11 protein-coding genes are annotated in these 11,752 nt (G+C 40.7%); all 11 read right to left on the bottom strand.

The annotated features are described in order from the left end of the window. Positions 1–5 precede the first annotated feature (5 nt). The gene (locus tag CWD77_RS11505; protein WP_101073710.1) at positions 6–2,828 is read right to left on the bottom strand and encodes a PQQ-dependent sugar dehydrogenase; all 2,823 of its coding nucleotides are present in this window, start codon (positions 2,826–2,828) and stop codon (positions 6–8) included. Positions 2,829–3,230: 402 nt separating this feature from the next. Beyond that, positions 3,231–4,013: a YdcF family protein gene (locus tag CWD77_RS11510; protein WP_101073711.1), complete on the bottom strand. Its 783-nt coding sequence runs from the start codon at positions 4,011–4,013 to the stop codon at positions 3,231–3,233. A gap of 83 nt (positions 4,014–4,096) precedes the next feature. Next, complete coding sequence (locus tag CWD77_RS11515; RefSeq protein ID WP_101073712.1) at positions 4,097–4,705, bottom strand: sugar transferase; 609 nt, start codon at positions 4,703–4,705, stop codon at positions 4,097–4,099. Positions 4,706–4,718: 13 nt separating this feature from the next. Next, positions 4,719–5,375 carry an acetyltransferase gene (locus CWD77_RS11520; RefSeq protein WP_101073713.1) on the bottom strand — a complete coding sequence of 219 codons (657 nt, stop codon included), beginning with the start codon at positions 5,373–5,375 and terminating at the stop codon, positions 4,719–4,721. Between the two features lie 366 nt (positions 5,376–5,741). Further along, complete coding sequence (locus tag CWD77_RS11525; protein WP_101073714.1) at positions 5,742–6,506, bottom strand: SDR family NAD(P)-dependent oxidoreductase; 765 nt, start codon at positions 6,504–6,506, stop codon at positions 5,742–5,744. Positions 6,507–6,558: 52 nt separating this feature from the next. Next, the gene (locus CWD77_RS11530; RefSeq protein WP_133120222.1) at positions 6,559–6,972 is read right to left on the bottom strand and encodes a hypothetical protein; all 414 of its coding nucleotides are present in this window, start codon (positions 6,970–6,972) and stop codon (positions 6,559–6,561) included. 162 nt (positions 6,973–7,134) lie between these two features. Beyond that, positions 7,135–8,199 (bottom strand): ketoacyl-ACP synthase III, encoded by a 1,065-nt coding sequence (locus tag CWD77_RS11535; RefSeq protein ID WP_101073716.1) that lies wholly within the window; start codon positions 8,197–8,199, stop codon positions 7,135–7,137. Positions 8,200–8,303: 104 nt separating this feature from the next. Next, positions 8,304–8,528 (bottom strand): acyl carrier protein, encoded by a 225-nt coding sequence (locus CWD77_RS11540; RefSeq protein ID WP_101073717.1) that lies wholly within the window; start codon positions 8,526–8,528, stop codon positions 8,304–8,306. A 221-nt stretch (positions 8,529–8,749) separates the two neighbouring features. Then, positions 8,750–9,589 carry a polysaccharide deacetylase family protein gene (locus tag CWD77_RS11545; protein ID WP_165779142.1) on the bottom strand — a complete coding sequence of 280 codons (840 nt, stop codon included), beginning with the start codon at positions 9,587–9,589 and terminating at the stop codon, positions 8,750–8,752. 62 nt (positions 9,590–9,651) lie between these two features. Beyond that, positions 9,652–10,683: a polysaccharide deacetylase family protein gene (locus tag CWD77_RS11550; protein WP_206018004.1), complete on the bottom strand. Its 1,032-nt coding sequence runs from the start codon at positions 10,681–10,683 to the stop codon at positions 9,652–9,654. 215 nt (positions 10,684–10,898) lie between these two features. Next, the gene (locus CWD77_RS11555) at positions 10,899–11,750 is read right to left on the bottom strand and encodes a sulfotransferase family 2 domain-containing protein (protein WP_101073720.1); all 852 of its coding nucleotides are present in this window, start codon (positions 11,748–11,750) and stop codon (positions 10,899–10,901) included. Positions 11,751–11,752: the final 2 nt, after the last annotated feature.

An 11,752-nucleotide genomic window follows, 5' to 3' on the forward strand; every position in this document is an offset into this window, starting at 1 on the left:
AAATTTCACTTTATAAGCGTCATCTTCTGAAAGCTTTGATGAGAACCTGCCCGCAGACGAACTATGTATATTCCTGTTGCCAAGCCTGCCCCGTTAAACGTTTCCGTATAGATACCTGCATTCTGCTCACCATTTACCAGCGTGGCCATTCTCCTACCGGTTACGTCAAATACTTCCAGTAATACGTCTGAGCGTTGATCCAATCTATATCGAATTTTAGCAGCCGGGTTAAATGGATTGGGATAGGCCGGATCGATAACTGTTTCCAAGATCAGCTCATCCGTTGCAACCCGTTCCAGAATAAGAACGTCATATGGCTGTTCAAGAGAATAAGTACTTCCGGGAGTAAGGTTGAAATGTATTTCATTGCCTGTCTCATCCAATGCAATGATTCTATACTGATCATTTGTGCTTACAGAAAATTGAGTGCGGATTGTTACCGGATATCCTGGAGTTGAAAGCAGAAGCTCTTCAGATTGTCTGTCTGATACACTGTATCCTTTATTTGTCCGTACGTCAAGTGTTGGTTCAGGCGGCATTGGTGGGACAAGGAAGTGACTTTTCTGATCATCAGGCAACGGCATCGGTGATACGGCAAACTTCGATTCTGTGCCCAGATATTTGAAAATGATATTATTCAAATCCGGACCTGAGATATCATCAGAGATTTCACTTCGTTTATCGCTACTGGTTTGCATGATATCCAAACTGACAGAACCCTCATTTTCCGCATAGATCCAATACCCCCTGCCCGGTTCAATTGTAGTTACAGGTTCGTAGGCCGCTCCATTGTAGAGGTAGATGGGTGCATTGGTGAGCACTCCGTCTATATCCTGAATGGCCTCTTTTTCAATAGTTCCGGTTAACCCGCCAACCATGTTCCACCCGCTTTCCAGGTTCAGAACCGCGTTTACAAGCCCACTTCCGCGCAGTGAAATACTCTCTTCTGTATTGCTGCGTGTCCAGTATCCCTTTAAAGGAATGATTGAGTTTTCATCTTGGTACGATCCGCTAAAACTGAACAGCTGCGTATTTTCGGGTGCCGGTTCTTCATTAAAAACCGGTATGCTAACCATTTCCCACTCATTTGTAATCGCGAGCTCTCCGTTATAGAACGAAACGATATCGGACAGACTACTCTCAACACCCGAGGCATCCACTGCCCCGACTGCATAAAAAGAGGATCCCTGGAGGATCTCTGTGTCCGTATAACTGTACTGGTCTCCGGATAAATTTTCGATCGCGGTCAGGGTCAGTTCTGCAGGTTCCTCACCCCTGTATATAATAAATTCATCAATAAGTTCGGGTGTTTCAGAGTTCCAGGATAGAACTAGATCCTCACCCTCTGCCTCAATGGCGACAATACTTATATCAGGAACCGGCGGCGGGATAGTCGTAAAACTCCACACCTGGCTCCACTCTCCATCACCCGCAGCATTGACGGCACGAACCCGCCAATAATACTGCGTTTCATAATCCAGGCCCGACAACTCAAACTCAATCTGCACCACATCAGACTCATCCACAAACATAGTAGCAAAATTCTCGCTCGAAGAAACCTGCACCTTGTACCTTGCCCCCTGATCCACCGGCTCCCACCTTAGTGTCGGATCCAGGCTTACATCCGTAGCTCCATCTGCAGGTGCATTTAACACGGTTTTCCCGGGAACGGCCGGAGATTCCTCTTCCAGGAACCTAAAGATTCTTGCTACTGGCCCCCACCCCACTACGTACAGTTCATTTGAGTTGTCACTGCCAAATGACGGGATAAGCATCGGCGACTGGGCAATCTCAGTATTAGAAAGCACTTCCTTCGTATCATGATCAATTTCCAAAGCCCAGATTCTTTTCGAAATAAAATCCCCATAAATATATTTGCCATATAACGATGGATTATTACTACCGCGATAAACATACCCACCCGTAATGGATTTTCCGGTATCCTCCTCATCCCATGGATATAGATAGAGAGGCTTTTCCAGTCCTGTTTTATCACATTCCGTGCCTATGGGGTAACAATCTGTGCCTTCGATAACAGGCCATCCGTAATTCTTCCCATTTTCCACAATATAGATCGTCTCCCAGGATTTTTGCCCCACATCTGCCACCCACAGATACCCTGTAACCGGATCAAAGCTGATTCTCCAGGGGTTTCGAAAACCCCATGCAAAGATCTCATTCATTCCATCGGGATTGCCTACAAAGGGGTTGTCCGGCGGGATATTGTAGCCTGTTTCGGGGCTTACATCTATTCTGAGGATGGAGCCATTCAGCGTGAGCGTATTCTGTGCATTCGAACCCGCACCCCGACCGCCATCACCTACAGCAACATAAAGGAATCCGTCAGGGCCAAATACCAGTTTCCCACCGTTGTGATTGTCAGCAGGCTGAAATATGGTCAGCAGTCGCTCTTCACTTTTCCGGTCGGCAATCCCCCCCGGCGCCTTGTATCTAGCCAGGGTACTGTAGTACTCACCGTTCTCCTCAAACGTATAATAAAGGAAAAAGGTCTCATCCTGTTCATAATTCGGGCTGAACGCCATCCCAAGCAAACCCTGCTCGCCTTCTACCGCATATACCCGGTCAGATATATCAATGAAAGTGGTTGACGGCGTCTCGGGGTTGTTAAAATCTTTTCGAAACACCATGCCAAATTTGCTTACAATGTATCCTTGATTACTTTCGTCATCCGGAAATTCCAGGCCCAATGGCCGATTGAATGTCTCGCTAAAGGCATCCTCCAGTTCTACACTTTGCGCATTCAGTTCTCCCCATGCAGTAAATTGAATGAACAGAAATACGGCTATTATCGGAAGTTTTTTTTTCATCTTCCCCTATATATGTTTTTTTATTCAGCTAGCAGAATTGATTTTTGCAAAAAGGCTCTCCATCTTCATTTCCTGTTCAGGTTCTATACGAGACATTAGAGGCTGACAGGAAAAATGATCCTACACAGTTAACAATGATTCACCGATTCATGAAAAAGCAACTCTTTCATAGTTCTTTGAAATGTTACTGAGGCACAACACATACTCTTTATACTTACTAAAGGTACTTAACAGACTTTTAATTAATCAATAGATACAATTAAAGTAAAGGAGACCATAATAAATCTATTTAATGATGTAATCCATTGCCGATTCCCTTTCATTTATCCGAACTCTAATTATTACTGATCTCTTTTACTATAGGTTTACCTGATCCACCCACAAAAAAGACCGTAAAATCAATTATTCAAACACATTATCACGAAACCAATTTCGAACTATTGCAGCATGTTCGTGAATAGCTTTTGTTAAATAACCAATATTGTTATAAGACGGTATAAGTGAAAAATCAAAATATGATATTCCCTTAGACCTATAAGTAAAATTTGTCGGTGATGCCAAAGGTTCACTTACAAATTTACTAAACTCATACATAGCTCTTGGCATATGAGCTGCATCAGTCACAATAATCACCTGCTGACCTGCATAAATTTTTTCATAGTATTGCTGCGCTTCGTGATAAGTGGTAAGAGTCTCAGTAAGTGTTATTATGGACTCTGGATCCACTCCAAGCTCAACTGCCGTTTTTTTAGATATTTCTGCCTGAGAGATACCTTTTGAAAACGCATCACGTCCGGACGTAATCAGTTTACTGTTTGGCAAGGAGTTATGCAGACGAATGCCTTCTATTAATCTTATAAGCGTTTTATCTAAAAGAATCGAATTCGGCGGAAACCGATTATTGTTTCTCCTGTAGCCTGCCGCAAGCACCACTACATGATACTCCAAATCCAAATTTAGTGTTTCCTCTTCGTTGATAATCGGATCATATTGATCCTCAAGAGAGGTAAGCAAAAATTTTGGAACCATTGGGGTAGATATAATAAAAAACCATACGGTTGACACAATGAGTATTCTCAGACCCGTTTTGTGCTTCTTAAGGAAAAAGAAAACCAACGACACTACGAGAAGTAACCAAAATACGGTGAAAGGGTTCAGTATAAACTTTATGGCTTCAGTCGACATATAATATTATTAATTCTGATCGTACAATCACAGTACTAACATCTTGATTGCACAATAAAACCAATGTTATCACTTCAATCAGACTAGTTTGTGCCATCGAAAGGTACCATCGTTTTCTCTTCAGATTGATTAATCCCTTCCCGTTTTATTACTTTCAAAATCGTGAGCCACATTATTTTCATATCCAGCAAAAAGGTGAGATTTTCAATATAGTAAACATCCAGTTTAAACTTTTTTGACCAACTTATTGCATTCCTTCCATTTACCTGGGCCCATCCTGTTATACCGGGTCGCACATTGTGCCGCTTTCTCTGCTCATCGCTATATAGTGGAATATATTTAAAAAGAAGTGGGCGGGGCCCAATCATACTCATCTCTCCTTTTAATACATTGATAAGTTGAGGTAGTTCGTCCAAAGACAGCTTCCGAACCCCTTGCCCAAGCCAGGTAATGCGCTCACTGTCCGGAAGCAGGTTTCCCTCAGCATCTTTTTCATCCGTCATCGTTTTAAACTTCACAATATAGAAAGGCTCTTCCATATATCCCGGTCGTTTTTGATAAAAAAAAGCACTTCCCCGGTTTTGGATTGACAGTAATAGGGCCACAAGTAATAAAATCGGAAAAGTGATAGTCAGTAGGACAAAAGCTGCTGCAATATCGAATAAGCGTTTCAAATAATTCCTGTAAATCATTTTCCGAGACTCATCAGTTCGATTTGGGTATAGCGATAACTCTCTCTTTTATCTTATAAAAAACAGTTGAATCATCTTCCACATTTTTATCCAGAGTCATACCCGCCGCTATTTTGTTTCTACTCCCGACTGAGAGTCCGGGAATTGTAGCACTGTTTATACCAAACATATTTTCATCTCCAACCTTCGTAAACCCGGAAAGACAAACATTCGGCCCAATAAAATTAAAGTCGCCTATTTCGCAGTCATGTGAAACGCTGGCCCGCGCATTTATCAGACTGTATCTTCCAATCTTTGCATTCGGACCAATATTGCAGTGGTATGAAATTACAGAACCCGTACCGATCTCCGCAGACTCGGAGACAAAACTCTCAGGATGGATATAGGTGATAAACTTTGCGCCTTTTCCAAGAAACTCTTCCACTATCTTTCTGCGATATGTCAGATTGGCTATCCCGATCAGATATTCGCAATCGGAGCGAATCTCATGGCCTTTTATCGAACCGAGCAGGGGTGCCGAAAACATGTAGCGATGATAGTTATCCGGATTATCATCCAGGTATCCCAGAATTTTTATTGGATCATCCTTGCCGGATTTATTGCCATAGCGGATGTAATCATCAAGCTCTGCTCCATGGCCGCCGGATCCTACGATGATGATGTTTTTCATTTTTGGTTTAGGCTTTGTAAAATTTTTGAGTTCATTGCTCTTTTTATTGGACTCACCCCTGTCCCCTCTCTATTCTGATAGAGAGGGGGACTCTTTAACGAAATAAATATCGTAATATAACGTCAGTTTTACATAAGGAATTGAACAGAAAAAGTCCCCCTTCGAAGGGGGGATGAGGCTCGCAAGAGCCGAGGGGGATGACACGCTGAGTGTTAATTTGACTCTAATAATTAAATTTTACCCTTAATTTCACTACAGTTCATCCCCCATTGCCCCCCTTCAAAGGGGGACACTCTTTAATAAAAACTTACACCGAACTCACATTAAGTTAGAAATTGAATATCGAATTCTTATCACTATAAACCATCATCTGGCGGTGTAGCCGCCGTCTACAAACAAGTTTGTTCCGGTAACCCATGCGGATGCATCGCTCAACAGATACACAGCGGCATGGGCTACGTCTTCAGGCTTGCCAAGGCCTAATGGGTGAAGCGCTTCAATCTTACCACGCGCTTCTTCATTCCGGCTGTATACGGCACTATCGGTCATCGGTGTTTCTACAACACCCGGAGAAATACAGTTTACGCGAACCTTCTTCGAAGCCAGTTCAACAGCAAGTGACCGGGAGGCAGCCAATAGGGCTCCCTTTGTCAAACTGTAGATAAATTTTCCCGATTCACCCACACTTCCCATCACCGATGAGAGAAAAACGATACTCGAACCGCTTTCAGGCAGCATTTTCTTCCGTGTTATCCACTTACACAGATAGATCGCTGCGGTAACATTCACATCTACAAATGTTTGAATCTTTTCCGGGTTAAAAGCCCTGAGAGGTAGAGTGGTAGAAATACCTGCGCTATTTATAATTCCGTTTATCTTTATCCCTTCTGCTTCGAAGGACTCCATCATACGGTCTACCTGATTAAAATCCGTAAGCTCAACACTATAGGATATATGTTTTTTTTTATTATCCAGTAGTTTCAGGGTTTGATGAAGCCTTTCTTCATCCCTGCCCAGCGCAATAATTCTCGCACCCGCTTCACTGCACGCCACAGCACATGCCCGTCCAATACCGGACGATGCGCCGGTTATGAGTATTGTACTGCTGGCTAATGAGAATGGGCTATTCATGGCGTAAAAATCTCATAAGAAGATGAAATGTATTTTGTTAAGATCATAGAAGCTAAACCTCACTGTTTTCTTTAAGCAGCTTACCCAATGGAAACTCTTTGTCAATATAATAGATGCGCACCGTACTGACCCCCTTCATTTTCTTAAATATTGACAGGACCTCATGCATAACAATTCCAACAATATTCACCCCTTCCTCTTTATAAATACGGCTGCACTCTTCATGAAGCGCCATATGAACAATCGTGATTCTCTCTTCTGAATCACGAACGTACATGACCGCACCAATTAAAGCGGCACCCTCATAATCTCCGTCAAAAATATGCAGGGTCTGGCCAATCTCCCTTTCTTTAAAGACGAGCGCAACTTCTCCGTTTTCTTCTACAACAATCGGTTTTGAATACTCTTTTATGGACTGATTAATACGGTCTACATAACGCGACTGATTGCGGTTAAAGTAGAACATACTGTCCAATTCAGGCCTATAGCCAGAATCAATACTCGATTTGAAATGAATAACAACATCTTCTCTATTCAACATGAACCAACAGGATATATTTTAAAACTCTCTTTTTCCGGGATTAACGGACAGTGAATTATTTTGAATTTTCAAACTCATGTAAACCTGTTAAACTTCAACGAGACTGGATATATGTACCTTACTTGTATTGATAACAGCTGAAGCCCAGGACATCCCAACTCCAAATCCGCACAGCAGAAGTTTTTTCTGTTTTTCACCCTTCAATTCGTCTTTTAATTCTGAAACGATTGTGAGAGGAATGGATACGGAGGAGGTATTCCCAAAACGATCAAGAGATATGGGCATTTTATCACTATCCAGCTTCAGCTTTTTTCCCAGATAGTTATTCATATAGATATTGGCCTGGTGCAGAACAAAAAAGTCAATGTCTTCCTTATCAGCTCCTGCATATTCCAGTGTATGCCTGATATCTTTCGGGATTTCCCGTATGGCAAAATTAAATACATCCGCTCCGTTCATGTATCCGTGTTCATCGGTTCGGATATTCCCGTACTCATCCACTACCTTTTCCTTTAGCGTTTCCGGCGTACTTGGGTTTCTGTAACCCCCGGCGTCCATTTTTATCAGATCCTGACGGCTTCCGTCTGAATTAAGAGAAAAATAGCTTTTGCCGTATGCTTCATCCCGTGAAATCAACGCCGCAACACCGCCGTCTCCGAAAAGAAAAGCCGTTTTCCGATCTTTTGGATGATACACCTTCGAGCGTGTTTCACCATCTAACAATAGCACATTTTTAAAACCCTGCTGCTGCATAAAAGAGTATGCAACCGACATACCGTATACAAATGCTGAACAACCCAGATTCATATCAAACGCCAGAGTAGACTTTGGAAGACCAAGCCGGTCCTGCAGAATCACTGAGCTTGCAGGCATCCGGTAATCGGGAGTTTGAGAAACAAAAATGAGGGCATCTATATCTTCAGCTTTAACTTCATTATCTTCCATCAGCTTTTTAGCGGCATGAAAACAGAGGTCTGATGCAGTCATCCCCTCTGTTACAAAACGGCGCTCTTTAATACCCGTCTTTTCTACAATCTCCTTCACATCCTCGGCCGGAAAGTGCTCAGTGTATGTCAGATTATCAATTATATTTGCAGGTACAGCCGCCGCCATCGCTTTTATACCAATGTTCTCAAACGTTAAATTTGCCATCTCTTCCCTGCTTTCTTATTAATTTTAAATTCCAATATAGAGAGTATCTTCCGAAAATCTACCTGATAGCTGCTTTAGGACTTTTGGAATTTGGTCACTCCTCACTATGCCTTTGCCTTCACAGCTTCCAGAAGATCTTTAACTGTTTCGAGCTTTCGAAACTCTTCATTCTCAATTTCTACACCAAATTCCTCATCCAAAGTTGCAATCATAGAGAGGTAGGCCAATGAATCCCAATCCTCGTACTCCCGAAAGTTATCTGAAAGATTGATTTCAAGATCTTCATTATCCATTGCCTCTCTGAATGCGTCAAATATTTTTTCTTCCATAGATTTATTAAATATGTTTATGGTTGTTCATTACAATCTTATCAACATTCTGTTGCGTATGCAATTAGAAAGTGATAATAAGATGCGTCAAACATGTGATATTTTTTAATGTGGATTGAACATAAACATGGTATGTCTGTTTAAACTAAATTCAAAGATCTCCCTACAGACCGGCTTTTGTACTGAACCATGAATGGCGAGAGACAGACATACCATGTTTCTTAATCCGAAATCTCAAAAACCGGTAACTCTGCAGCCTCCTGCTTTTCCTTAATAATATCAATGATCGGTTTTGATCCGGATAATGCCATAAGCTTTCTAAACTTCTCTTCAACTGTATTCCTGAACAACCAATTTGAACGAAGGGAAAGATTCTTTTTAATCGACGCTTTTTTAAGTTCAGTGAAGAAATACTCCGGATATCTTTGATTATCCAATTCATAAGGATGGATATAAACTACAACAGGTTTTTCCTTTTGAACCTTTTTGAAAAATTTTTTTGTCATATTGTATGGAAGTAACCGTAAATAACTCCCGCCGCATGTCGGGATTTCTCTGCTCAAGAACTTAGTTGTGGACATTGGAACTTCAATAATCCTATTTCCATTTGCAGTATTTACCATCACAATATTTTTACTAAACTCCGGCCATCCATAACGAAGGCCTTTGCAGGGCATAATACTGCTGTCGTACGTAAATCCGCATTTTGCAATGACATCCAGCCCCCAACTCGTCTTCGGATTTATAGAAAACGCAGGAGCCCGGTGCCCGTATACTTCTTGCCCAGAAAGATCTTCTATTAGCTTTTTTGCACTGTCCAACTCTTGGAAGGCTTTCTCCGGCGTCATTTTTGAAAAAATAAGATGATTGTAGCCATGCACAGCCAATTCATGGCCTTCACTACCTATTCTTTTTACAAGTTCAGGGTAGTGTTCTGCAATAATTCCCAGTATGAAAAATGTCCCTTTAAAACTTTTCTCTGAAAATATCTCCAATATTCTCTCAGTATGCTCAAAGACCCTGTCAGTTGGATCCATTTTAACTCCAAACGCATCCCTCATGGCGATGCTTATACCATCTTCTACATCAACAGTAAAAGATGCGATATTTGTATCTAAATGACTCATTTCGACATTTTCTTCTCTCCAGCGATAATATCACCGAGTTGATCAGATGTTATAAACTCCACATCCGGCCAGTTCTTCATTATTGCTGATAGCAATTCATCCAGTTGTTTTAAACCTCGTTTCCGGTTGCTCTCCTCAAGTGCCCCAATGTAGTTTACCCGATGAGTACTGATAACGGCCGGTTTTCTCATTCTGAATGCAATTTTTATATCACTTAGACAAGAAGACACCCAATCTTTACCCTCCTCACTCGGTTCAAAAACACAATTCCGTGTAAGGATTAATTGGCCGTGTTCATTTTGCCTACCGGGAATATGGAAAACTGTTCGCGTTTCCCCCCACCCTAAGGGCTCTATCTGCCTCTTAGCTTTAGATATATATTTAATGCCATATTCGTAAGCTGTTTTTTCAAGCGAATTATTAAATGGGCCGTTTGGCGGGACAAAGAATATGGCTCTGTATCCGAATATCGTTTCAAACATATGCAGGCCCTCGATAATGGACTGCTCCTGCACCTGCAAATCTTTCGGGTCATACAGGTCGAATGCTGCCTGAAAACTGCTAATTCTTGTATTATCTCCATCACCCAATCTTAATCCCCAAAAACCATGGTCAAATGCTATACAATTGGTTTTATCACTGTTTTGCAGTGAGCGCATCCACTCTGCCACGTTCAAATGTTCCCGGCCGTGAAACTGAGGTTTAAATACACCGGCTTTCATTCCCTGCTTCCACGTTTCCATGATATTGTTGTTCTCACCATAATATCTTTTCAGTGTTTCAGGAAAAGGCTCTGCATAGTACTTCTCAAAATTTTCCTCTTTAATCTTTTCAAAATCGGGATTGCCTGTAATGGTTACAGGAGTCATCACTGCAGGATTTCCATCTCCACCTATGTACCTGCTCAATACCTCAAATAACTCTTCCAGGTCATCAGCTTTAGCGAGCGTATCGTAACGATTATAGCGATTACCTTCATCTATAATTCCTTTTTCAAGAAGCTGTGCACGGTCTATTGAGGTGGGCATTCGTATGCTGCCCCAATCGTCTGACTCAATCACTAGCAATTTACGTTTTGTACGCCAACCCGGAAAATTGCTAACGTGTCGTTTAAATTCGTTAATTATCATAAGTTTAAATATACCTTAATACTCATCTTCATTTATATTGAACAAAGATATTTAATTTTACTAGAGATAATATTATGTTCCTTTTTATTTTTTAAACGATAAATTCACTATTTCTATTTATACCATCGCCTATAAAATTTTTTTATGTTAGATATATTTATTTCAGACGTTCTAAACTTCAATTGCCGATTAATGTGAAATGACAATGTGTTCATACTCCTCGATAACTTACTCTTCCCTCTGCTTTTGTCAATTTTAACAAATTCCTTAACCTTAAACTTTGGCCAAATATTATCTCTGACATACTTATATAGTTTTATGTCGTTTTCATTCTTTTCATGAATAAAATCTAAATGATTTTTATACACATTTTTTTTTACTTCTTGGTCAGCAAGATTTTTATTGCTTCTTTCTATTTCAAAATAGAAGTTATTTAAATTAAAGTGTGATTTAAATGAGTATAAGCTTTCTTCATACTCTTCAGTAAGGCCAACCCATTCTATCTTTTTTTCTAGTAGCTCCACAGCCTTATCAAAATTATTTTCTCCTGCGATAAACCTTGTTTGATAATTTGAAAAATTATAAAACTTATCCCATTCAATAATTGTTGAATCCTTCATTACTTTGTGACTATTATGAGAAAAATGATTAGTCCATTTATAGTCATGAAGATAATGTGAAACAAACCGTTTGGTCGGTTCTCTGAAAAAAGTAAACCAAACCATATTTTTTTCATGCTCTCCAAAATCTATGTACGGTCTCATCGGGTGGCCACTAATTAGTTTTAGCCTCTGATGTAGTTTTTTATAATCATTTATAAACTTCTCCTTATTATAATAATCATCATTCATCAGGAGTCCACCCGGCACAATATGCATTTTGCTTCCGTAGTGTGCAATCAACTGCTTGCTAAGACTAGTACCTGCAGTTTTCATCATATGAGAAAAAACAAGCATCTTATTCATAT

Origin of the sequence: Rhodohalobacter barkolensis, from assembly GCF_002834295.1 — a bacterium.
In the GTDB taxonomy this organism is placed as follows: domain Bacteria; phylum Bacteroidota; class Rhodothermia; order Balneolales; family Balneolaceae; genus Rhodohalobacter; species Rhodohalobacter barkolensis.

What these genes read in the sequence shown, in the direction of transcription:
- CWD77_RS11505 (WP_101073710.1), bottom strand. Translation starts at nt 2,828, where the DNA reads ATGAAAAAAAAACTTCCGATAATAGCCGTATTTCTGTTCATTCAATTT.
- CWD77_RS11510 (WP_101073711.1), bottom strand. Translation starts at nt 4,013, where the DNA reads ATGTCGACTGAAGCCATAAAGTTTATACTGAACCCTTTCACCGTATTT.
- CWD77_RS11515 (WP_101073712.1), bottom strand. Translation starts at nt 4,705, where the DNA reads ATGATTTACAGGAATTATTTGAAACGCTTATTCGATATTGCAGCAGCT.
- CWD77_RS11520 (WP_101073713.1), bottom strand. Translation starts at nt 5,375, where the DNA reads ATGAAAAACATCATCATCGTAGGATCCGGCGGCCATGGAGCAGAGCTT.
- CWD77_RS11525 (WP_101073714.1), bottom strand. Translation starts at nt 6,506, where the DNA reads ATGAATAGCCCATTCTCATTAGCCAGCAGTACAATACTCATAACCGGC.
- CWD77_RS11530 (WP_133120222.1), bottom strand. Translation starts at nt 6,972, where the DNA reads ATGTTCTACTTTAACCGCAATCAGTCGCGTTATGTAGACCGTATTAAT.
- CWD77_RS11535 (WP_101073716.1), bottom strand. Translation starts at nt 8,199, where the DNA reads ATGGCAAATTTAACGTTTGAGAACATTGGTATAAAAGCGATGGCGGCG.
- CWD77_RS11540 (WP_101073717.1), bottom strand. Translation starts at nt 8,528, where the DNA reads ATGGAAGAAAAAATATTTGACGCATTCAGAGAGGCAATGGATAATGAA.
- CWD77_RS11545 (WP_165779142.1), bottom strand. Translation starts at nt 9,589, where the DNA reads ATGAGGGATGCGTTTGGAGTTAAAATGGATCCAACTGACAGGGTCTTT.
- CWD77_RS11550 (WP_206018004.1), bottom strand. Translation starts at nt 10,683, where the DNA reads ATGCCCACCTCAATAGACCGTGCACAGCTTCTTGAAAAAGGAATTATA.
- CWD77_RS11555 (WP_101073720.1), bottom strand. Translation starts at nt 11,750, where the DNA reads ATGAATAAGATGCTTGTTTTTTCTCATATGATGAAAACTGCAGGTACT.